Origin of the sequence: Magnetospirillum aberrantis SpK, assembly GCF_011022235.1 — a bacterium.
GTDB classification, from domain to species: Bacteria; Pseudomonadota; Alphaproteobacteria; order Rhodospirillales; family Magnetospirillaceae; genus Magnetospirillum; species Magnetospirillum aberrantis.
In genome coordinates, this window is the sequence record NZ_JAAIYP010000047.1 from 26840 (window position 1) to 49270 (window position 22431).

At 65.8% G+C, this 22431-nt stretch carries 23 protein-coding genes; 8 read left to right on the plus strand and 15 right to left on the minus strand.

The features are described 5' to 3' along the window. The first annotated feature begins 101 nt into the window (after positions 1–101). A complete protein-coding gene (locus tag G4223_RS19070; RefSeq protein ID WP_163683032.1) occupies positions 102–1118 on the plus strand; it encodes a PocR ligand-binding domain-containing protein in 1017 nt (338 codons plus the stop codon). A gap of 25 nt (positions 1119–1143) precedes the next feature. Here G4223_RS19070 and G4223_RS19075 read toward each other — a convergent pair whose 3' ends face one another. The 3 genes from G4223_RS19075 to G4223_RS19085 form a co-directional block, all read right to left on the minus strand. After that, a complete protein-coding gene (locus tag G4223_RS19075; protein WP_163683033.1) occupies positions 1144–1839 on the minus strand; it encodes a CatA-like O-acetyltransferase in 696 nt (231 codons plus the stop codon). Between the two features lie 132 nt (positions 1840–1971). Beyond that, positions 1972–3018, minus strand: coding sequence for an HpcH/HpaI aldolase/citrate lyase family protein (locus tag G4223_RS19080; RefSeq protein ID WP_163683035.1), 1047 nt, complete (start codon positions 3016–3018; stop codon positions 1972–1974). A gap of 78 nt (positions 3019–3096) precedes the next feature. Then, entirely contained in the window at positions 3097–3963 is an 867-nt protein-coding gene (locus G4223_RS19085; RefSeq protein WP_163683037.1) for a DUF4743 domain-containing protein, read from the minus strand. A 221-nt stretch (positions 3964–4184) separates the two neighbouring features. Here G4223_RS19085 and scpA point away from each other — a divergent pair, with 221 nt between their 5' ends. Continuing rightward, positions 4185–6335 carry a methylmalonyl-CoA mutase gene (scpA, locus tag G4223_RS19090; protein WP_163683039.1) on the plus strand — a complete coding sequence of 717 codons (2151 nt, stop codon included), beginning with the start codon at positions 4185–4187 and terminating at the stop codon, positions 6333–6335. A 101-nt stretch (positions 6336–6436) separates the two neighbouring features. Here scpA and G4223_RS19095 read toward each other — a convergent pair whose 3' ends face one another. Together G4223_RS19095 and purD are read right to left on the minus strand one after the other, a co-directional pair. Beyond that, positions 6437–7192 (minus strand): DNA alkylation repair protein, encoded by a 756-nt coding sequence (locus G4223_RS19095; protein WP_241004229.1) that lies wholly within the window; start codon positions 7190–7192, stop codon positions 6437–6439. 12 nt (positions 7193–7204) lie between these two features. Beyond that, positions 7205–8485, minus strand: coding sequence for a phosphoribosylamine--glycine ligase (purD, locus tag G4223_RS19100; RefSeq protein WP_163683041.1), 1281 nt, complete (start codon positions 8483–8485; stop codon positions 7205–7207). A gap of 93 nt (positions 8486–8578) precedes the next feature. On the opposite strand from purD, the gene xseA reads away from it, so the two are divergent. Continuing rightward, positions 8579–10078, plus strand: coding sequence for an exodeoxyribonuclease VII large subunit (gene xseA / locus G4223_RS19105; RefSeq protein ID WP_163683042.1), 1500 nt, complete (start codon positions 8579–8581; stop codon positions 10076–10078). On the opposite strand, the gene G4223_RS19110 is transcribed toward xseA, so the two are convergent. Then, positions 10075–10560: a hypothetical protein gene (locus tag G4223_RS19110; protein WP_163683044.1), complete on the minus strand. Its 486-nt coding sequence runs from the start codon at positions 10558–10560 to the stop codon at positions 10075–10077. The genes xseA and G4223_RS19110 overlap by 4 nt on opposite strands. A gap of 174 nt (positions 10561–10734) precedes the next feature. On the opposite strand from G4223_RS19110, the gene G4223_RS19115 reads away from it, so the two are divergent. From G4223_RS19115 to thyX, 3 genes are read left to right on the plus strand one after another with little or no spacing between them, the layout of a single operon-like run. Continuing rightward, positions 10735–11079, plus strand: a complete 345-nt coding sequence (locus G4223_RS19115) for a cyclic nucleotide-binding domain-containing protein (protein WP_163683046.1) — start codon at positions 10735–10737, stop codon at positions 11077–11079. Beyond that, positions 11079–11540 (plus strand): type II toxin-antitoxin system RatA family toxin, encoded by a 462-nt coding sequence (locus tag G4223_RS19120; protein ID WP_241004230.1) that lies wholly within the window; start codon positions 11079–11081, stop codon positions 11538–11540. The genes G4223_RS19115 and G4223_RS19120 overlap by 1 nt, the downstream gene beginning before the upstream one ends. A 31-nt stretch (positions 11541–11571) precedes the next feature. Next, positions 11572–12516: an FAD-dependent thymidylate synthase gene (thyX, locus tag G4223_RS19125; RefSeq protein ID WP_241004231.1), complete on the plus strand. Its 945-nt coding sequence runs from the start codon at positions 11572–11574 to the stop codon at positions 12514–12516. A gap of 39 nt (positions 12517–12555) precedes the next feature. Here thyX and ccmI read toward each other — a convergent pair whose 3' ends face one another. From ccmI to G4223_RS19165, 8 genes are all read right to left on the minus strand, one after another. Then, complete coding sequence (ccmI, locus tag G4223_RS19130; protein WP_163683048.1) at positions 12556–13389, minus strand: c-type cytochrome biogenesis protein CcmI; 834 nt, start codon at positions 13387–13389, stop codon at positions 12556–12558. Further along, a complete protein-coding gene (locus tag G4223_RS19135) occupies positions 13386–13853 on the minus strand; it encodes a cytochrome c-type biogenesis protein (RefSeq protein WP_163683050.1) in 468 nt (155 codons plus the stop codon). The genes ccmI and G4223_RS19135 overlap by 4 nt, the downstream gene beginning before the upstream one ends. Beyond that, on the minus strand, positions 13850–14386 hold the full coding sequence (locus G4223_RS19140; protein WP_163683052.1) for a DsbE family thiol:disulfide interchange protein: 537 nt from the start codon (positions 14384–14386) through the stop codon (positions 13850–13852). The genes G4223_RS19135 and G4223_RS19140 overlap by 4 nt, the downstream gene beginning before the upstream one ends. A 14-nt stretch (positions 14387–14400) precedes the next feature. After that, entirely contained in the window at positions 14401–16389 is a 1989-nt protein-coding gene (locus tag G4223_RS19145; RefSeq protein ID WP_163683054.1) for a heme lyase CcmF/NrfE family subunit, read from the minus strand. A gap of 24 nt (positions 16390–16413) precedes the next feature. Continuing rightward, positions 16414–16863, minus strand: coding sequence for a cytochrome c maturation protein CcmE (gene ccmE / locus G4223_RS19150; RefSeq protein ID WP_163683057.1), 450 nt, complete (start codon positions 16861–16863; stop codon positions 16414–16416). Beyond that, complete coding sequence (ccmD, locus tag G4223_RS19155) at positions 16860–17081, minus strand: heme exporter protein CcmD (RefSeq protein ID WP_163683059.1); 222 nt, start codon at positions 17079–17081, stop codon at positions 16860–16862. Before ccmD ends, ccmE begins: the two co-directional genes overlap by 4 nt. Positions 17082–17083: 2 nt before the next feature. Further along, positions 17084–17824 (minus strand): heme ABC transporter permease, encoded by a 741-nt coding sequence (locus G4223_RS19160; protein ID WP_163683061.1) that lies wholly within the window; start codon positions 17822–17824, stop codon positions 17084–17086. Positions 17825–17989: 165 nt separating this feature from the next. Continuing rightward, positions 17990–18751, minus strand: coding sequence for a YkgJ family cysteine cluster protein (locus G4223_RS19165; RefSeq protein ID WP_163683063.1), 762 nt, complete (start codon positions 18749–18751; stop codon positions 17990–17992). Positions 18752–19006: 255 nt separating this feature from the next. On the opposite strand from G4223_RS19165, the gene G4223_RS19170 reads away from it, so the two are divergent. After that, complete coding sequence (locus G4223_RS19170; protein WP_205762584.1) at positions 19007–19906, plus strand: cytochrome-c peroxidase; 900 nt, start codon at positions 19007–19009, stop codon at positions 19904–19906. Next, the gene (locus G4223_RS19175; RefSeq protein ID WP_163683067.1) at positions 19903–22086 is read left to right on the plus strand and encodes a DAHL domain-containing protein; all 2184 of its coding nucleotides are present in this window, start codon (positions 19903–19905) and stop codon (positions 22084–22086) included. Before G4223_RS19170 ends, G4223_RS19175 begins: the two co-directional genes overlap by 4 nt. Here G4223_RS19175 and G4223_RS19180 read toward each other — a convergent pair. Next, a complete protein-coding gene (locus tag G4223_RS19180) occupies positions 22069–22278 on the minus strand; it encodes a hypothetical protein (protein WP_163683069.1) in 210 nt (69 codons plus the stop codon). The two genes, G4223_RS19175 and G4223_RS19180, sit on opposite strands and share 18 nt — an antisense overlap. Positions 22279–22431: the final 153 nt, after the last annotated feature.

A 22431-nucleotide genomic window follows, 5' to 3' on the forward strand; every position in this document is an offset into this window, starting at 1 on the left:
TTTCCAAAAGGCCTCCTCCGCTTAAGATCGGCTGTCATCCGATCGCAACGAACCTGGATCGCTCCGGGTCTGCGGCGTTCGCGCGAGGGGGGGAAAGAAACATGTCCATCTGCCTGACCGATATCATGGAGCGAGAGTTCTGGCAGGATTTCCAGGATAGCTTTTCCAAGACGACCGGCATGGCCGTCTTGACCGTCGACAACCAGCAACCCGTCACGGAAGGCAGCAACTTCACCGAGTTCTGCATGGAACTGACCCGCAAAAGCCCCGAGGGCGCAAGGCGTTGTACCGCCTGCGACCTGCAAGGCGGGAAAAAGTCACGGGAAACGGGGAAGCCTTATGTTTACGAATGCCACGCGGGTTTGGTGGACATGGCCGCGCCGATCGTCGTCGATAACGAACAGATCGGTTCGGTCCTGGCGGGGCAGGTGTTGCCCAATCCACCCGACGAGGCCAAGTTCCGCGCCTATGCCGTGGAATTGGGAATCGACCCGGACGCCTATGTGGCGGCGGTGAAGAAGGTTCCATACGCCTCTCGCGAGAAGATCGAGGCCGCCGCCGACCTTCTGTTCCTGATCTCGATGAAGATCGGACAAGTATGGCACCAACGCAGCCTGATCGAACGGATGTCATCGGCCATCCGGGAGGATCTGTCCAGGATCCGCGACGCCTTGTCCAAGATCGAACGGGAAAGCAGTTCGGTCACCCAGGCACAGCAGGAATTGAACGAATCCATCCTCGACATCAGCACCACCGCCGAACGTATCGGCACGGTGGCGGCGGGTATCCGCATCATCGCCAACCAGACCCGCATGCTGGGACTGAATGCGTCCATCGAGGCGGCACGGGCCGGCCAGCTAGGGCTGGGCTTCGGTGTGGTGGCACAGGAAGTGCGGACCTTGTCGTCCCATTCTTCGCAAACGGTGGACGAGATCAACGTCTTCACCGCCAGCATCAAGGACAATATCGCCGCCATCAGCGCGGCCGTTAATGTTTCGCTCAAGGCGTCCGAACACGAGACATCGTTCATCGACCAATTGGTGTCGTCGTGCGACGACATCGCCCGTCGGTCGGAGGAGATCACCCGCTTCGCCGCCTCGATGAGCCGAACCAAGTGATCTGGACACACGGAAAGACTAAAACCTAAACCCCCTCTCCCAGACGTCGGCTGAAATCGGCCAGCAACTGATCCAACACGTAAGGATCGGTGCAGGCGTGGTGCAGCCGCGCCGCCAGCGGAACCAGCATGCGCCCGCCGTCCTGATAGCGCTGGCCGAAATAAAAGAAGCTTTGCCCCACCATCTGGGTGGGCCGCCAATGCAGCGTCAGGCCGGTGAAACGCAGGTTGGGCAGGTTGCCGACGAAATGCGCCAGACTGAAGATTTCCGGCTCGGATTGCGGGGGCGTGGCCGAACGGGCCAGGGCCAGACGCTCGCCATAGGCGGCGGCGAAAGCCGGGTAATCCTGACCATAGACGTCCTCCAGCACCAAGGACTGGAAACGGGCGTCACCCCCCACCGCCACCGGCACGAACAACGGCGGATTGTCCAGCCGATACCAGCGGCCGTCGACCTTGCGCAGGTTGAACGACGGATGGTCGGCCAGGGCTCGCAGCAAATGCCAGGTCAGGAAGGCGAAGAACGACGGGGTCGGCTTGCCCTCTTCGCGCATGCGGCCATAGCGGACCCAACCGGCGCTGACGTCCAGTTGCAACGTCATGTCCACATGTGGGTTCTGTCCGTCCTCGGCCCCGAAGAAATCCAGGGACCACCCCAGCCAACCGGGCAATTGGGCGGGATCGACAAGATGGGGGCGAAACCGTGGGTCGATGGCGGTCATGACGCGAGACGTTCCAGCAAGGGGCACAAGCCCCCGAAAGGAAACACGGCCGCCACCGCCGCCAAAGACAAAAAAAGCGGCCGCCGGTTGCCCGGCGGCCGTATCCAGGGTTTCCCTTGAGGCACGGGGAATTTACAGGCCGTATTTTTCCGCCAGGACCGGGTCCTTGGCGGCCACGCGCTTGGCGAGGTCGACGATCACCTTGGCCTGCTTCCAGGTGGCGTCATCTTGCATCTTGCCGTCGATCATCACCGCGCCGGTGCCGTCGGGCATGGCGTCCAGAATCTTCTTGGCAAAAAGAACTTCGTTCACGTCGGGACTGAACACCGCCTTGGCGATGTCGATCTGGCTGGGGTGCAGCGACCACGCGCCGGCACAGCCCAACAGGAAGGCGTTGCGGAATTGCGCCTCGCACGCCGCCGAATCCGAGAAATCGCCGAACGGACCATAGAACGCCTTGATCCCGGCGGACTGACAGGCGTCGACCATCTTGGCCACGGTGTAATGCCACAGATCCTGCTGGAACAAGGTGCGCGGCGCCTCGCCCTGGGCGTCCTGCAACACGCCATAGAACGGATGGCCGCCGCCGACCCGCGTCGTCTTCATGCCGCGCGACGCCGCCAGATCGGCCGGGCCCAAGCTCATGCCGTGCATGCGGGGACTGGCTTGGGCGATGGCCGCGACGTTTTCCACACCCAGCGCCGTCTCCAGGATGGCGTGGATCATGATCGGGCGCTTGACGTTGTGCCTGGCTTCGAGCTGGGCCAGCAACTGGTCGAGATAGTGGATGTCCCACGGCCCTTCCACCTTGGGCAGCATGATCACGTCCACCTTGTCGCCGGCGGCGGCGACGATCTCGGTGACGTCGTCCAGGAACCACGGGCTGTTCAGGCAATTGACGCGGGTCCACAGTGAACAGCCGCCAAGGTCGGCGTTCTTCGCCACCTCGACGAAGCCGGCGCGGGCCGCCTCTTTCGCGTCGGCGGGGATGGCGTCTTCCAGGTTGCCCAAAAGCACGTCCACGTTCTTCGCCATCTCGGGCACCTTGGCCCGCATCTTCTCCACATGCGGCGGGAAGAAGTGGATCATGCGCTCAAGCGTCACCGGCACCTCGCGATAGGGAGCGGGAGCACCGATGGCCAGCGGCTCGAAGAACTTCTTGGGCGGCTTGACGGTCATGGGAAACGCAATCCTCTTACCTGGAAAACTGTGTTACGGTAATAATATTCCGTTTTGTGCGTCGCACAAGGTGGAAAATTAGAAATCTGCCGCCCCCTGCCGCAACCCACGCACGATCTCGACGTAATCCGGTTCGTCGTCCGGGTTCAGGTAACCGTGGCGCACCAGGAAATCGACCAGCACCAGATTGACGTTGAACTTGAAGGCGTCGGTGTCGCGCACCAGGGCGGCGATCTCGGTCACCTCCATCACCCGGAAATCCTCGATCTCGCCATCGGTGTTGCGCGGGGCGAAACCAACCGGCACGCTCAAATCGAAGCAGAACATGGTGTCCGGCTTGAGCCCCCAGCGGTCCTCGTGACAATAGGAAATGGCGCCGACGGGACGCGCGGTGCGGGCCAGATCGGGACCGACATCCGCTTCCTCGGCCGCTTCCTTCAGCAGGTTTTCCATCAGGCCCAGTTCCGCCGGCTGGCCCCCGGCGATCATGTTGTCCAGCTTGCCCGGCGCCACCGCGCGGTCGGCGGCGCGCCGCGCGATCCACAATTGCCGGGATTCCGGTACGTCCGCGACGACACCGTTGACGTGGATGCCATAGGCCCGCACCCCGAACAGGCTGACCAGGGCGCGGTCGACGTTCATCACCACCGGCGCGTTCCATCCCGCCGCCACCCGGTACCATTCGCCCTTGAGCCGCGGCGCGCCGTGGCGTTCGGCCAGTCCGACGCAAGCCTCGGCCACCGCTTGCGTCCGGTCCTCGGGCGTCGCCAGGGCCGGACACAGCCAGACGCTGTCCTCGCCCACCTCGAACACCTTGCCCCACTCGGCCAGCCACGGCAGATGGTCGCGCCGTACCCAACCGACGCGCACACCCGCCACCACCAAAGGCACGAACCGCCCCAGATCGTGGGTGTTGCAGGCGCGGATGTGGTCAAGGAAAGCCATGGGGAAACTCCGTGGAATGCCTGGGCCAAGGCAAACACCGCCAAGGGTCGGCCGTCAACGGCGCAAAGATCGAATCCTGGCGGCGATGACAATGGTGTGACCATCAACCGCGCATGCCCATCTTGCGCAAGGAAATTGCGCGCGCTCGTGGACGAAAGCTTGGCGTCTGGCTATACTCGCGCGCTCCCGGACGAGGAAACGGGGAATTTGGAGGAGAGGACATGACCGATTTTGCCAAGAAGACCCTTGCCGATTGGGACGCCCTGGCGTCCAAGGACCTCAAGGGCAAGTCGCCGGACACCCTGAACTGGGAAACCCCGGAAGGCATTCTGGTCAAGCCTCTCTATACCGCCGCCGACCTGGAAGGCCTTGAGAACCTGGACACCCTGCCCGGTTTCCCGCCGTTCCTGCGCGGGCCGCGCGCCACCATGTACTCGGCCCGGCCGTGGACCGTGCGCCAGTACGCCGGCTTCTCCACCGCCGAGGAATCCAACGCCTTCTACCGCAAGAACCTGGCCGCCGGCCAACAGGGCATCTCGGTGGCGTTCGACCTTGCCACCCATCGCGGCTATGACAGCGATCATCCGCGCGTGGTCGGCGACGTCGGCAAGGCCGGCGTGGCCATCGATTCCGTCGAGGACATGAAGATCCTGTTCGACGGCATCCCGCTGGACAAGATGTCGGTCTCGATGACCATGAACGGCGCCGTTCTTCCCGTGCTGGCCGGCTATATCGTCGCCGCCGAGGAACAGGGTGTGAGCCAGGACCTGCTGTCCGGCACCATCCAAAACGACATCCTGAAGGAGTTCATGGTCCGCAACACCTACATCTATCCGCCGGCCCCCAGCATGCGGATCATCGCGGACATCATCGACTACACCTCGAAGAACATGCCGAAGTTCAACTCCATTTCGATCTCCGGCTACCACATGCAGGAAGCCGGCGCGACGGCGGTGCAGGAACTGGCCTTCACCCTGGCCGACGGCCTGGAATACGTCCGCGCCGCCTTGGGCCGCGGCCTCAAGATCGACGACTTCGCCGGGCGCCTGTCGTTCTTCTGGGCGATCGGCATGAACTTCTTCATGGAAGTCGCCAAGATGCGCGCCGGCCGCCTGTTGTGGGCCCGCATCATCAAGCAGTTCGATCCGCAGAAGCCGGCCTCCATGGCCCTGCGCACCCACTGCCAGACCTCGGGCGTGTCGCTGACCGAGAAGGACGCCTACAACAACGTCATCCGCACCACCATCGAGGCCATGGCCGCGGTGCTGGGCGGCACCCAGTCGTTGCACACCAACGCGCTGGACGAAGCCATCGCCCTGCCGACTCCGTTCTCGGCCCGCATCGCCCGCAACACCCAGTTGATCATCCAGGAAGAGACCGGCATCCCGCATGTGGTCGACCCGCTGGCCGGCTCGTACTATGTCGAAAGCCTGACCAACGCCATCGCCGAGGAAGCCTGGAAGCTGATCCAGGAGGTCGAGGCGCTGGGCGGCATGACCAAGGCCGTCGAGTCGGGCATGCCCAAGATGAAGATCGAGGAAGCCGCCGCCCGCCGTCAGGCCCGCATCGACCGCGGCGAGGAAGTGGTGGTCGGCGTCAACAAGTACCAGCCGGCCGAGGAAGCCCCCATCGAGATCCTGGAGGTGGACAACACCAAGGTCCGCGAATCCCAGATCGCCCGTCTCAAGCAGGTCAAGGCCACCCGTGACCAGGCGGCGGTCGACGCCGCCCTGGCCGCGCTGACCAAGGCCGCCGAAAGCGGCGAAGGCAACCTGTTGGAACTGGCCGTGATCGCCACCCGTGCGCGGGCCACCGTCGGCGAAATCTCGGACGCGATGGAAAAGGCCTTCACCCGCCACCGCGCCGTCAACCGCACCATCTCGGGAGTCTATGGCGGCGTGTACAAGGACGACGAAAACTTCGCCAAGCTCAAGGCCGACATCGACGCCTTCGCGCGTGATGAAGGCCGCCGCCCGCGCATGCTGGTGGTCAAGATGGGCCAGGACGGCCACGACCGCGGCGCCAAGGTGATCGCCACCGCGTTCGCCGACATCGGCTTCGACGTGGACGTCGGCCCGCTGTTCCAGACCCCGGAAGAGGCTGCCCGCCAAGCGGTCGAGAACGACGTGCACATCGTCGCCGCCTCGAGCCTGGCCGCCGGCCACAAGACCCTGGTCCCCGCCCTGATCGAGGATTTGAAGAAACAGGGCGCCGGCGACATCCTGGTGGTTACCGGCGGCGTCATCCCGCAACAGGATTACGACTTCCTGTACAAGGCGGGCGTCGCCGCCGTCTACGGCCCGGGCACCAACATTCCCAAGGCCGCCGCAGAAATCCTCGAGCTTCTCAAGAAGAAGAAGTCCGCCGCGTAAACTGACGGACACTCCGACGAGCGAACGGCCGGGCGAAAGCCCGGCCGTTTTGCGTCAAACCCATTGGCGGGCGAAAGCCCGGCCGTTTTGCCTTACCGGCATCAGAGATTGCGGCTTGCCCGTTTGACGATGTAGGCGGTGGCCTTGCCCGCGCCTTGCGACCACTCGGCGCACACCTCGCGCACCCAGTCGGGATGATCCTTGCCGGCGTCGTTCAGCCAGTTGGCCACCGAATCCTGGACGTAACGGTCGGGATCGGCGCAAAGCGGCTGCAACACCTTGAGGCCGGGGCGGGGATCGGCGCGCAGGGCCCCCACATGGGCGCACCACACACCGCGCGGCCGCGTCGCCTCGCTGGCGAAGCGGCGCAGATAGGGCGACGCCTCGGCCGTCCACGGTGTCAGCATATCCAGCGCCCGGACCGGTTCGGCGACGATGGCGGCGCGAATGCCCAGCCATGCCCATTCGCGTACGCCGAAATGCGGATCGTCGGCTAGCGGCCGGATCATCATCAGCCGTTCCTCAAGGCTAAGATGCGGCAACAAGCCGATGGCATAAGCCGACCAGCCGCGCACGGTGTCCGAGGGATGCTCGGCCAACTCGACCACCGCTGCCTCGCCGCGTGCGTCCAGCACCAGTCGCGCGGCCAAGGCCATGCGGCGGGTGATACCGTCGCCCGCCGCCGCCCGCAACGGCGCCGGGTCGATGCCGGGACAGGTGGCTTCCATCAGGGCGGCGAAATCGATGGCCAGCCCCTCGGGCAGGCTCATGGTCTCGGCGGTGCCGGCGGTGAGCGCCGCCAGCACCGCCGGGTCGATGTCGGCGCGCGAGCGGGCGCCTTTACGAGTCGCGGGCAAGGGCGCGCCCGGTCAGGATTCGCACGCCAAGGCACGCCAAGCGATATCGCGACGGCAGAAGCCCTCGGGCCAGCGGATGCGGTCCACCGCCTGATAGGCGCGTTCGCGCGCTTCCTTGACCGTGGCGCCAGTGGCGGTGACGCCCAGCACGCGGCCGCCGGTGGCGACGACCTCGCCCTCGGAATTGCGCGCGGTGCCGGCATGCAGGACGGTGACGCCCTCGACCACGTTGGCGTCGTCCAGACCGCGAACGACCGTGTTCTTCTTATAGGAACCGGGATAGCCCTCGGCCGCCATCACCACCACCAGGGCGCAATCGTCGCGCCATTCCAGGGTGACGCCCGACAAATTGCCCTCGGCCCCGGCCAACAGCACCGGCAACAGGTCGGATTTCAGCCGCGCCATCAACACCTGACATTCCGGGTCACCGAAACGCACGTTGTATTCCAGCAGCTTGGGGCCTTGCTTGGTGATCATCAGCCCGGCGAACAAGACACCGGTGAAGGGCTTGCCATCCTCGGCCATGGTGCGGATGGCCGGCAGGACGCAGCGTTCCATCACCTCGGCCTGAAGCTCGGGCGTCAGCACCGGCGCGGGGGAATAGGCCCCCATGCCGCCGGTGTTGGGGCCGGTGTCGCCATCGCCCACCCGCTTGTGGTCCTGGGCGCCGACCAGGGGAATGGCGGTGTTGCCGTCGCACAGGGCGAAGAAGCTGATTTCCTCGCCGTCCAGGAACTCCTCGATCACCAGTTCGGAACCGGCGTCGCCGAACACCTTGTCGCCCATCATGTCATCGACGGCCTTCAGGGCCTCGTCCAGAGTCATGGCGACCACCACGCCCTTGCCCGCCGCCAGACCGTCGGTCTTGACCACGATGGGGGCACCCTTTTCGCGGATGAAGGCCTTGGCGGCGTCGATGTCGGTGAAACGGCCGTACCAGGCGGTCGGGATGCCCGACTTCCACACCACGTCCTTCATGAAGCCTTTCGAGCCTTCAAGCGCGGCGGCGGCGGCGGACGGACCGAACACCTTGATGCCCGCCGCCTTCAACTTGTCGGCCAGACCCAGCACCAGCGGCGCCTCGGGCCCGACCACGACCAGATCGACGGCATTGTCGCGGGCGAAGGCCACCAAACCGTCCACGTCCTCGGCACCGATGGCGACGCATTCGGCCACCTCGGCGATGCCGGCGTTGCCCGGCGCGCACCACAATTGCGTCAGCAGGGGCGATTGCTTGAGCTTCCAGCACAACGCATGTTCGCGGCCGCCGCCGCCCACCATCAGCACCTTCATGGCGCGCCCTCCGACTTTGAAGAATCCTTGGCGGGGGTTTTAACATGGTCGCCGGGGTTTGCAATCATCGGCCCGCCGCGCCATGATCCGACCATGACCGACACCCCCGCCCGCCCCGCCAGCAACGTCCCCGAATTCACCGTTTCCGAACTGTCCGGCAGCCTGAAGCGCACGGTCGAGGAAACCTTCGCCCATGTCCGGGTGCGCGGCGAAATCTCGGGCTTCAAGCGCCATTCCTCGGGCCATCTGTATTTCGCGCTGAAAGATGCCGACGCCGTGCTGGACGCGGTGTGCTGGCGCGGTCAGGCCGGACGGCTGGCCATGAACCCGGAAGACGGCATGGAGGTGGTGGCCACCGGCCGGCTCACCACCTATCCCGGCCGGTCGAAATACCAGATGGTGGTCGAGCGCATGGAACTGGCCGGCCAGGGCGCGTTGCTCAAGCTTCTGGAGGACCGCAAGCGCAAGCTGGCGGCCGAGGGGCTGTTCGACGCGGGGCGCAAACGGCCCATCCCCTTCCTGCCGGAGGTCATCGGCGTCGTCACTTCGCCCACCGGCGCGGTGATCCGCGACATCCTGCACCGTTTGGCCGACCGTTTCCCGCGCCGGGTGTTGCTGTGGCCGGTGGCGGTGCAAGGTGACGGCGCCGCCCAGCAGGTGGCGGACGCCATCCATGGCTTCAACCAACTGCCCCTGGACGGGCCGGTGCCGCGCCCCGACGTGCTGATCGTGGCGCGCGGCGGCGGGTCCATCGAGGATCTGTGGGCGTTCAACGAGGAAGTGGTGGTGCGCGCCGCCGCCGCGTCGAAAATCCCGCTGATCAGCGCGGTCGGCCACGAAACCGACACCACGCTGATCGACTTCGCCTCGGATCTGCGCGCCCCCACCCCCACGGCGGCGGCGGAAAAGGCGGTGCCGGTGCGGGCCGAACTGGTGGCCCAGGTGGCCGATTGCGGCGGCCGCATGGTGGGGTCCATGGCGCGCGGGATCGAGGAACGCCGCGTGCGGGTCGAGCATCTCTCCCATGCCCTTCCCAATCCCCGAAGGGTGATCGAGGATTGCGCGCTCAGGCTGGACGACCGGGTCGAACGCCTGCGTCTGGCCTTGCCCAACCTTTTGCACAAGCGCGGCGCCGACCTTGAGCGGTTGGCCGCCCGGCTCAAGCATCCGCGCGAGTTGCTGAGCGAGAAGGGCCACGCCCTGACGCAATTGTCCACACGGCTGGACCATGCCATGAAAAGCGCCGCCGCCGCCGAAAAGGCCCGCATCGACAAGGCGGGGCTCAGGCTGGAACAGATGGCCGAACGCTTGCCCCCGGCCATGGGACGTGTCCTCGACGACCGCGCCGCCCGCGTCCAGTCGCTGGCCGCGCTGCTGGAAAGCTACAGCTACAAGGGTGTCCTGACCCGCGGTTATGCCGTGGTCCGCGACGCGGCGGGCGCGGTGATGTCGGCCGCCGACGCCCAGGCCGGCGCCGGCTGGAGCGTGGAGTTCGCGGACGGCAAGACCGAGGTGGTGGTCGGCCACGGCCCGCCACCCGCCGCCCGAAAACACAAGACCAAGGACGACGGCCGCCAGGGCAGTTTGCTCTAGCGGCCGATCGGTAGGTCGAGCCAGGGCGGCAAGGCGCCTTCGTAGACCAACTCGTCGACGATCTGGCGCAGGATCTGGCGCCCCATGCGGGTCGAGGCGGTACTGAGCATCATGCCGAGATGGGGCTCCAGCAGCGCGTGGATTTCCACCCGCTCGGTCGGTTCGCTTCCCAGACGGCGGCGCGGCGGGCTGACGGTGTTGATGTGGTTGAGCGCCAGTTCCTGAACCGCCGCCTTGAGCAACGTCTCGGCGGTGTTTTTTTCCAAGATGTTCTGATACTCGGGCGAAGCCCGCTCGGCCTGGGCCCACGGCTTGGCCGGCGGTTCCGGTTCGGGGGCCGCGCCACCATCCAGTTGCGCCGCCACCTTGCCAACCATGCGCGCCGCCGCCATCTCTTCGTCAGGAGTGCAGCCATTGGCGACAGTGCGCGCCATCAACGCACGCAGACGGATCAACAGCCGCTCCCGCACGGCTTCGGTCATTGGAGGAACAGCCATCGCACCCGAACAAGAAAAACACACGCTGAACAACAGTGTAGCGGGTGCCTGGGGCGCTGTCGACGTGACCGCGCGACACGGAAACAACATGCACAGGACAGGTGACTTCCGAACGATCTGTGCCTAAAGTTGCCACGCAGAAGCGGGAAGGAGGCCAGGATGGCACTCGAAAAGGGACGGGTTCTTGAACGCAAGGTGTTCTATGCCGGCCAAAACGTCTTCAAGGAAGGCGATTCCGGCGACCGCGCCTATCTGATCCAGGACGGCACCATCGAGATCAGCAAGAACGGCCTGATGCTGGCCACGCTGACCAAGGGCGAGCTGTTCGGCGAGATGGCCTTGGTGGACGACCAGCCGCGCATGGCCACGGCCAAGGCGCTGACCGACGTGTCGGTGGTGATCATCGGCCGCGACGCCTTCCGCGAGAAGCTGGCCCGTTCGGACCCGTTCATCCGTGGCCTGCTCAACATCTTCGTGCGTAACATCCGCAACCTGACCCGCTGATGAGCGACGTCACCGGCCGCATGACGGCGGATTTCCCGCTGTGGTCGCCGGAACAGATGTTCACCCTGGCCGCCGACATCGAACGCTATCCCGACTTCATCCCGTGGTGCAAAAGCGCCCGCGTGGTGTCGCGCCAAGACACGATGTGGCAGGTGGAAAACCATTTCGGCGCCGGGCCGGTGGACGCGACGTTCCGCACCATCGCCCGGCCCGATCCGCCGCGCAGCCTGGAGATCACCGCCACCCAGGCGCCGTTCCGCCATTTCCGGCTGGAATGGCGGTTCGCGCCCCTGCCCGGCGGCGGCTGCCGGGTGGCCGCGTCCTATGCCCTGGCGCTACGTTCGCCTATCCTGCACGGATTGGCGCGTCTGGCCATGCCCGAGGCGACGCGCAAGGTGATCCTGCGTTTCAAGGAACGTGCGGCGACCCTGTATGGCGGCGATACGTCGCGGATGCTATAACGGCCCACCTTTTCGCATCAGGTGATTTCCCATGGCCGCCGAGCAAGACCGTCCCGAATCCATGCCCGCCGACGCCCCCGTGCGCGAACAGACCGCCACCTTCCGGCCGGTGGCCGAAGGCATGGAACAGCACGTCAACGTCTACCATCCGGTGCTCGACCATGGCTTCGTCGCGGTCAAGGACTACATGGGCGACGACGTCTCGGTGTTGCAGATGGCGCGCATGAGCTACGGCAAGGGCACCAAGAGCCTGGCCGACGACCGCGCCTTGCTGCGCTATCTGATGCGTCACCTGCACACCAGCCCGTTCGAGGGCTGCGTCATCAAGCTGCACGTCAAGCTGCCGATCTTCGTCATGCGGCAATGGGTGCGTCACCGCACCGCCAGCCTGAACGAGTATTCGGCGCGCTATTCCATCATGCCCGACGAGTTCTACCTGCCCGAGCCGGCGCAATTGGCGGTGCAGTCCAAGGACAACAAGCAAGGGCGCGGCGACACCTTGTCGCCGGAACAGGCGGCCGAGGTGCTGCGTCTCCTGCGCGAGGACGCGCAGCGCAGCTTCGGCACCTACCACAAGCTGCTGAACGCCGACGAAGACGGCAACCCGATCGAGGAAGACGGCTTCGGCATCGCCCGCGAACTGGCCCGCATCGGCTTGCCGGTGTCGGCCTATACCCAGATGTACTGGCAGACCAACCTGCACAACCTGATGCATTTCCTGCGGCTGCGCGCCGACCCGCACGCCCAGTACGAAATCCGCGTCTTCGCCGAGAAGATCCTGGAGATCATGGCCGATTGGGTGCCGGTCACCACCGAGGCCTTCCGCGACTACCAACTGGAGGCCGCCCGCGTCAGCCGCATGGAAATCGCCTTGCTGCGCGATCTGCTGGCCGGCAAAGCCAGCATCGCCGACGCGGCCTCTTACGGCATGGGAACCCGCGAAATCCGCGAATTCCAGACCCGGTTCGGGGTTTGACCCGAAAAGCAAAGGCCCCGCGAAGCGGGGCCTTTTTTCTTACTGCAACGCGTCCAACTGCATCTGGACTTCCTTGCGTTCGTCGCTGCCCTCGGGCAGCAGCGACACCAGCCGTGTCCACAGGTCGCGGGCCTTTTTCGGGTTGCCCGCCTGCACCTCGGCCAGACCGCTGAAATAAAGAGCGTCTGGGTTCTTGGGATCGACGGCGACGATCTCGCGCATCACGCGGACGAATTCCGCCGGCAAGGTCCCGCCCTGCGGCACCTCGGCCAGCAGCAGCGAGGCGAATTCCAGCCGCACCTGAACGTCGCCGGGAAGACGCGCCACCGCCTTGCGATAGGCGTCGGTGGCCTTGTCCATCTGGCCCATCACCCGCAACGACCGGCCCAGCATGGCCCAGCCCTTGCCGTCCTCGGGCTGTTGTTCCAGCCGCGCGGTCAGGCTGGCCACCATGTTCTGGATCAACGCCGCCTGATCCTGCATTTCCTTGATCTTTTCCGCCCGCGCGGAATAGGGCTGGTCGGGCAGGTTGGGACGGCCCAACAGCGCATAGGCGCCGAAACCGACCACCGGCACCACCACCAGCACGGCGACGGCTGCGGCGAACACCCGGCCGCGCGACGCCTTGCCGCCCTGCCCGACCTCGCCCAAGGCCAGGATGCGGCGCTGGATTTCGGTGCGCGCGGCTTCGGCCTGGTCGGCGGTCAGGGTGCCGCGCTCGACCTCGCGGTCGATTTCGGCCAACTGGTCCTTGTAGACCGTCAGGTCATAGGCGGCGCGCGACAGCGCCTCTTGCTTGCGGGCGCGCAACAGCGGCAACAGCAACAAGGCGACGGTCGCCGCGGTCATGGCGGCGAAGACGATCCAGATCATTTTTCTTCTTTCAGCAAGGCGTCCAGGCGACGCTTTTCCGCCTCGGTCAACGGCGCGGGAGCGGCCGGGTTCTGACTGGCGCCGCGACGGCGATAGAACGCCCACACCGCGACCAGACCCAGCCCGAAAAAGGCGAAGGGCCCCAGCCACAACACCAGGGTAGTGGGCTTGAACGGCGGGCGCAGCAACACGTAATCGCCGTAACGGTCGACCACGAATTTCTTCACCTCGGCATCGCTTTTGCCGCTTTGAATCTGTTCACGCACAACGATGCGCAGATCCTTGGCCAGATCGGCGTTGGAATCCTCGATGGATTCGCTTTGGCACACCAGACAGCGCAGTTCCTTGCCCAGGTTCTCGGCACGGGTTTCCAGCGCCGGGTCCTTCAGCATCTCGGAGGGGTCGGCGGCCAGTGCGGGAAGGCTGAGCATCCCCAGGCCCAAGGCGAAAAGAACGCGCTTCATTTGCTCAGCTCCTGGACGATGGGGCCCAGCACGGTCTTCCACACCTCGGGAGTGATGGGGCCGATGTGCTTGTACCGGATGACGCCGTTGCGATCGACCACGAAGGTTTCCGGGGCGCCGGTGACGCCGAAGTCGATGGCGGCGCGGCCCGGCGCCGGGTCGGCGCCGACACGGTCATAGGGGTCGCCGTGCTTCTTCAGCCACTTGGCGCCCTCGACCGGATCGTCGCGCCAGTCGATGCCGTGAATGGTGATTCCGGCCTTCTTCAGTTCCATCAGATAGGGGTGCTCCTGAACACAGGCGATGCACCACGACCCATAGATGTTGACCAGGGACACCCGACCCTTGAGGTCGGCGGTGGACAGCCCGGATTCGGCCGGCCGGCCGGGCAGCGGCGCCAACGACATCTCGGGCACCGGCCGGTCGATCAGCATGGACGGCAACAGCCGGGGATCATGGTTCAACCCCCATTTGAACACCGCGACCAGGGCCAGGAAGCCCACCAGCGGCAACAGGTAAAACAGGCGGCGCATGGGTCCTCCCTTTCCTAAGCCTTGGCGGGCTGCGTCTTGGCGCCGGCACGGGCGCGTGTCGGCGCGCCGACACGGTGGCGGCGGTCGCTCAGCGACACCAGGCCACCGATCACCATCACCAGGGCCCCCATCCACATCCATGGCACCAGCGGGTTGAAATAAAGCCGGGTGACGTAGCCGCCATCGGGGTCCTTGTCGCCGACCACAGCATAGACGTCGCCCCAGAAGGTGCCGACGATGGCCGCCTCGGTGGTGGGGCGCGGCGGCATCTTGTAGGTGCGCTTGGCCGGGGTCATGGTGGCGAAGGGCTTGCCGTCGCGGGTCACCTCGAAGGTGCCGGTAGAGGCGACGTAGTTCGGTCCCTGGACGTCCCGCACATCGGTCAGGGTGAAGGTGTAGCCGGCGACGGTGACCGCCTCGCCGACCTTCTGGCTTTGCACCGATTCCTGTTTCCACGCCGACGACGCGGTGGCGCCGGCGATGAACAGCGCCAGACCGGCATGGGCCAGGGTCATGCCCCAGGCGGCACGCGGCAGACGCCGGGCGCGGCCCAAGGCCTCGGCCGGGGCCTTGAACAGCCGCACCCGTTCGGCCCATTCGGCCAAGGTGCCGAGAAACAGCCACACGGCCAGACCGATGCCGCCCGCCGCCCACCACGGGCCGGCGGTGCCGCCTTCAAGGAACCAGGTGACGCCGGCCGCGACCACCGCCAGACCCAGCACCAGCTTGAGCCGGCCCAGCACGCCCATCAGGTCGGCGCGTTTCCACGACATGAACGGTCCGGCGGCCATGGCCAACACCATGGGCACCATGAGAGGCACGAACACCGAATTGAAGAACGGCGGTCCCACCGACACCTTGCCCAGGTCGAAGGCGTCGGCGAACAGCGGATAGAGCGTGCCCAGCAAAACGGTACCGGCACCGGTGGCCATCAGCACGTTGTTGAGCAGCAACGCCCCCTCGCGCGAGATGGGCGCGAACAGGCCGCCGGTCTTGAGGCTGGGGGCGCGCACGGCGTACAGGGCGAACGATCCGCCGATGGCGATCACCAAAAGCCCCAGGATGAACACGCCGCGCGTCGGGTCGGAGGCGAAGGCGTGTACCGAGGTGATGACGCCCGAACGCACCAGGAAGGTGCCCAGCAGCGACAGGCCGAAGGCCAGGATGGCCAGGAAGATGGTCCAGCTTTTCAAGGCATCGCGCTTTTCCACCACCACGGCCGAATGCAACAGCGCGGTGCCAGCCAGCCACGGCATGAAGGAGGCGTTCTCCACCGGGTCCCAATACCACCAGCCGCCCCAGCCCAATTCGTAATAGGCCCACCACGACCCCAGCACGATGCCGCAGGTCAGGAACACCCAGGCGACCAGGGTCCACGGACGCACCCAGCGCGCCCAGGCGGCGTCGACGCGGCCTTCGATCAGGGCGGCGATGGCGAACGAAAACGCCATCGAGAAGCCGACATAGCCGAGATAGAGGAACGGCGGGTGGAAGGCCAATCCCGGATCCTGAAGCAGCGGGTTGAGTCCCTGGCCGTTGATCGGCGGCGGGTCAAGCCGCTCGAACGGATTCGAGGTGAACAGGATGAACAGCAGGAAGCCCACGGTGATCATCGCCTGCACCGCCAGCGCGCGGGCCTTGAGCCCAGGCGGCAGATTGCCGCCGAACAGGCTGACCGCCAGCCCGAACAACGCCAGGATGGTGATCCACAGCAGCAGCGAGCCCTCGTGGTTGCCCCACACGCCCGACACCTTGTACAGCAGCGGCTTGTCGGTGTGGCTGTTGCTGAACACGTTCATCACGGAAAAGTCGGACACCACGTAAGCGTGGGTCAGGGCGGCGAACGACACCGCGACCAGCAGGAACTGCACCACCGAGGCCGGGCCGGCAAGGCCCATCAGCACGGGATCGTTGCGCCGCGCCCCCCATAGCGGCACCACGGCCTGCAAAAGTGCGACGCCAAGCGCCAGGATAAGGGCGAAATGGCCGATTTCGGCGATCATGGACTTTCCTCTGCGCGGCGGAAATTATTTAGCGGGCTGGCTTTCACCCTGCCAGTGCCCGGTCTTCTTCAAGCTTTCAGCCACTTCCTTGGGCATGTAGTTCTCGTCGTGCTTGGCCAGCACCTCGGCGGCCTGGAACTCGCCATCGGGGCCCATCTTGCCCTCGGTCACCACGCCCTGGCCCTCGCGGAACAGGTCGGGCAACAGGCCGGAATAGACCACCGGAAGGGTGTGGGCGCCATCGGTGACGCGGAAGCGCACGATGGCGCCGTCCTTGACCACCGACCCTTGTTCCACCAGACCGCCCAGACGGATGCGGCGGCCTTCGGTCGGCACCTTGGCTTCCAGGATCTCGCTTGGGCTGAAGAAGAACACGATGTCCTGTCTGAGCGCGGTCAGCACCAGCGCGGCGGCGGCGCCGACGGCCAGCACGCCCAGGACGACGAAATAAAGACGGCGTTGCTTGCGGGTCATGACACCTGGCTTTCGGGGGGTTGCGTATCCGGGGCGGCGCGACGGCGGCGGCGGTTGGGGCGCATCGACTGCAACTGCTCCAGTTCGACCTCACGCAAGCGGGCGGCGCGGACCGACGCCCACAGCACACCCGCCAGCACCACCACGGTCAGGGCATAGGACGACCACACATAGCCGCCATAGCCGCCCATGGACAAAAAGGCGTTCAAGGATTCCATCGTCAGGCTTGCTCCGCTTGTCCGGCCGCGTGCACCTGGGCCATGCGCAGGGTGCGGACCTTGGCCGCCGCGATCTCGGCCCGTGTCCGCAAGATCAGCACCACCACCCAGAAGGCGTGGAAGCCTACCGCCATCAGCATCAGCGGAATCATCATCGACGAATCGATGGCGGGACCGCCCATCTTCACCACGCTGGCCGGCTGGTGCAGGGTGTTCCACCAATCCACCGACCACTTGATGATGGGAACGTTGACCACGCCGACCAGGGACAGGATGGCCGCCGCTTTCTGCCCGCGCTGGGGGTCGTCGAAGGCGTCGGCCAGGGCCATGTAGCCGAGATAGAGGAACAGCAGGATCAGCATGCTGGTCAGGCGCGCGTCCCACACCCACCACGTACCCCACATGGGCTTGCCCCACAACGCGCCGGTCACCAGACAGACGAAGGTGAAGGCGGCGCCGACGGGGGCGGTGGCGCGGGCCAGCAAATCGGCCAGCGGATGTTTCCAGATCAGGGCCATGGCCGAGCACACCGCCATGGCGGTATAGCAGAACATGCCCATCCAGGCCGCCGGCACGTGGACGTACATGATCCGCACACTCTCACCTTGCTGGTAATCGGCGGGCGACCCGGCAAGGCCGAACCACAATCCGGCCCCCAGGGTCAGAATGGCGACGCCCATGGCCCAAGGAAGGACCAGGGTGGCGATCCGCATGAAGCGGGCAGGGTTGGCGAAGCGATGCATGGGCCTAACCTTTACCGTCCTTCCGTGTTCAATTCCAGCGCGGTTACGCGAGGTTACACACCCTTAATGAATCCCTGAAACCAAGCGGCAGCGACGACACGGCCACGCATATGGCGCGGTGTCCAGACGATTCCACGGCGAAGGATGAAAAAGCTTTGACGAAGGTCAGGCGGACGGTCTTTTGCCGCCTTTTGCCGGCGCGTCGGGCACCAGATGCAGCGTCTTGTCGGGCCGCGCCCCGGCCAGCCAGCGTTCGGCCAGCTTGGGCTGGTCCAAAAGGGCGGCGACCGCCGCCACCAGTTCCAGCGACACCGCCGCCTTGGGCGCCAGCTTGGCCACCGCCTTGACCACCCCGGCCAAGGCACTGTCATAGATGCGCTCGGGCGTTTCCAGATAGACCGGACGCAACTCTCCGGCCGCCAGCTTGCGGCGCATGGACTCGATGTCTTCGTAACAGGCGGCGCAGAAATCGGCGTCGATGGAATGCAGGCTTCGACACCGCAGCGGCCGGGCCTCGTAAATGGCGCAAGCCCCGTTTTCGCCCAGGAACGGACAGGCCACCTTGGAAGCGGCACGTTGTCCGGTGGTCATGCCGGTGGTCGTCCTGGCGACCTCGCGGACCCGTGCGGTCAGAACGTCGCGTTCGGCAGCGGGCATCTCGGCAAGGTGGCGGGCGACACGCACCGCCTCGGGGACCGACACCCCCACCTGTTGGTGGCAGCACCAGCCGCACCCGGCCTTGCAGGCGCTGGCCGGCGCCTCCAACATGTAGCGCAGGTTGCTCCGCCGCGCGTTCCAGGTGGCGTCGGCAATGCGGAACACCCCGTCCAACGCTTGGCACAGGGCGGCGATTGTGGGTTTGGGCCAAACCCTGGCGATCTCGCCGCGGGCGGCCTCGACCAGAAAGTCCTCGGAGGCGGCTAGCATGGCGCCAGAGCCTATGCCGTCCGGCGCCCACATGCAATCGCGGCGCACTGTCCGCGTGACAAATATGCCACCCGTGCGATTTTACCTTTGAATTGTGCACAAAGTATGAGGATGATCGTTCTTAAGGGGGAGAGAAGATCGGGGTCGATGGACATGGTTCCATCATGGCGGCATTGGACGCTTTGCGTCGTTTTCGGGATTTCGGCGTTGCTGACGCCGCCGGCCCTGGCACAAGCCGTGCCGGCGGGTGGCAGCATGTCCGCGCGCGCGCACGAACCCATCCGGCCGTTACGGCCGCCAACCGGGCTGGACCGGGACAAGGTGGCGCTGGGGGCGCGTCTGTTCCACGATCCCTTGCTGTCGGCCGACCAGACCGTGTCGTGCGCCACCTGCCACCCGTTGGCCCATGGCGGCGCCGATGGTTTGCCGGTATCGCTGGGGGTCGGCGGCGCCAAGGGCACGGCCAACAGCCCCACCGTCTACAACACCAACCTGAACGTGGCGCAATTCTGGGACGGCCGTGCCGCCACCCTTGAGGAACAGGTCAACGGCCCGTTGACCCATCCGGCGGAAATGGCCACGTCATGGCCGGCCTTGCTGGCGCGGCTGGAGCAATCCCCCTATGTCGCCGAGTTCCGCAAGGTCTACGGCGCCGATCCCGACGAAATCCGGGTGCGTGACGCGCTGGCTCAGTTCGAGCGGTCGCTGGTCACCCTGGACGCGCCGTTCGACCGCTGGCTGGCCGGCGACGACAACGCCCTGTCCGCCGAACAGAAGCACGGCTATGCCCTGTTCAAGTCCTATGGCTGCGCCTCGTGCCACCAGGGCGCCAATGTCGGCGGCAACATGTTCCAGCGCTTCGGCTTCTACGGCAACTGGTTCGCCGATCGCGGCCGCACCGCCCAGGGCGATTTGGGCCGTTACGCGGTCACCGGCAAGGCGGCGGACAAATACGTGTTCAAGGTTCCCAGCCTGCGTCTGGTCACCCTGACCGCGCCCTATTTCCACGACGGCAGCGTCGCCGACCTGAGCGAGGCCATCCGCATCATGGCCCGCTATCAGCTGGGCCGCGACATCCCCGAAGGCGACATTGCCCCCATGGTCGCCTTCCTGGGATCTCTGGTCGATCCGGCCCGGCTGGCGACGGCGCCATGAAGCGCCTGTTGCGACCCACGCTCATGGTGTTCCTGGCCGCCATGGTGGTCGCGGTCACCGCCTTCGCCATCCTGAGCCGCAGCGGCGTCGACGCCCGCCGCCACGCCGACGTGCTGGGCACCTTCGACGCCCTGGCCGAGGCCGAGACCAGCCTGGACCGCGATCTGTTGCAGGTGATGGCCGGATTGTTGCCCCATTACGACACGCTGGTCAGCCACAGCGCCCGCCTGCATTCCCTGTTCGACCGGCTGGACGCGGCCGCCGACTGGCCGGAACTGCCGCTCGACGACCTGGCGAGCTATCGCACCCGGATCGAGGCCAAGCTGGCGGCATCGGAGCAGATCAAGGCCGCCGCCAGTTTCGTCGCCAAGGAGAACGCCTACCTGCCGTTCGTGGTGGCCGGCTTCGTCGCCGGTGCCGACCGCGACACCGCGCTGAAGGTACAACAGGCGTTGATCTCCCTGACCACGGACGGAGCGGATGACGACCGGCTGAACGCACCGGTCGCCGCTTTCGCGACCTCGGCCGATCCCGCCTTGCGCGGCATCGGCCAACACATGCAGGTCTTGCGCGAACAGCGGTTGATCCTGACCCAGGCGGTGGACGGCTATTTCGCCATCAACTCGCGCGCCGCCCTTGATGCCGCGCGCGAACGCTACATGGTGGCCTTTGGCGAACGCCAGGACCGTTCCGCCGTGCTGGAGCACGCGCTGGAGTTGGTGGCCGCCATGCTGTTCCTGGCGCTGGGCGTCACCATCTCGCGGCTGGGCCATGCCCACGAACGGGCCGAACGGGCCCACAGCCAGTTGGTGGACGCGGTCGACAGCCTCCAGGAAGCCTTCGCCCTGTTCGACCACGGGCGCCGTCTGGTGCTCAGCAACGCCCGTTACGACGCCTTGTTTCCCGGCCATGGCCGCGTCACCGGCTTTCGCACGCTTTTGTCGGTGTTGCGCACCCAGACCGAGAGCCAGGGAACGACGTTGGACGGCGATTCGGGAACGCAACAGGCCCTGGTGGTCAATCCCGCCGACGGCCGCGCCCACCTGTTCCGCAGCCGGCCGACCTCGGACCACGGCACGGTCTGCCTGTTCACCGACATCACCGAACACCGTCAGGTCGAAGCCCAAATCCGCAAGCTGACGGCGGCGGTGGAACAAAGCCCGGTGGCCATCGTCATCACCGACGACCAGTCGCGCATGGAATACGTCAACCCGCGTTTCCTGGAGATGACCGGCTATGACCTGGACGAGGTCATCGGTCAAAATCCACGCATGCTGAAATCGGGCGAGGTCAACCCGTCGGTCTACGAGGAGATGTGGAAGACCATCTCGGCCGGGCTGACCTGGCGCGGCGAACTGGTCAACCGGCGCAAGAACGGCGAGATCTACTGGGAAAACGCCACCATCTCGCCAATCCGCGACGCCGCCGGCCGCATCACCCACTATGTCGCGCTCAAGGAAGACACCACCCAGCACAAGCGCAACGTCGACCTTTTGCTGGACGCCAACACCGACGTCGAGCGCATGCTGTTCGCCGCCTCGCACGACCTTCAGGAGCCGGTGCGGCTGATGCAGACCTATTGCCAGAAGCTGGACCGCCAGATTCCCACCGGCTCGGGCGGCGACGCCCGCGAAAGCATGCGCTTCATCATGGAGGCCGCCCGCCAGCTCGGGCACCTGATCAGCGGCTTGGCCGCCTACAGCCGGTCGGGACGCCCCACCGACGCCTTCGCCCCCGTGGACTGTTCCCAGGTGGCGAACCGCGCCGTGGCCGAGTGCCTGGCCGCCAGCACCCAGGTCAACCCGCATATCCGTATCAGCCCCTTGCCGGTGGTCCAGGGCGACGCGGTATTGTTGGTGATGTTGTTCGAAAACCTGATCAGCAACGCGCTCAAGTTCCGCCACCCCGAACGCACGCCCGAGATTACCGTCAGCGCCCGCCGCGACGGTGCCGGGTGGACCATCGACGTGGCCGACAACGGCATCGGCATCGCCGAACAATACCTGCCGACCATCACCCATCCGTTCTCACGGCTGTTTCCGCGCGCCACCCATCCCGGCGCCGGGCTGGGGCTGGCGTCATGCGTCAAGATCGCCCGCGCCCATGGCGGTCAATTGAGCCTGGATTCCGAAGACGGACGCGGCACCGTCGTCCATGTCTGGCTACCGGCGGCCGACTAGGCCACGCCGTTCCGCCACCTTCGCCCCCAGATTGCCGCGCAGCGCGCTGACCCGCGCGACCAGCTCGTCCAATTGGGTGATGGTCTGCCCCAGATGGCCCCGGCCGGCATAGCTGACGGGAATGGTTTCATAGAAAGCCCTGGCCGCCGCCATGGAAGCGAGAGCACGCCGCCCGGTACTGTCGTTATGCATGGACCGCTCCCGCAGATCATCAATTCGACCTATGCCAAAGGTATCTTGCGAATTGATGCGCCAAACATCCCCATATGGGGACATCGCGGAAAATCGGCTCCCCTTTTTAGCAGGCTGCGGAAAACTCGTCGCGTGGCGTTTTCACCCTATGCT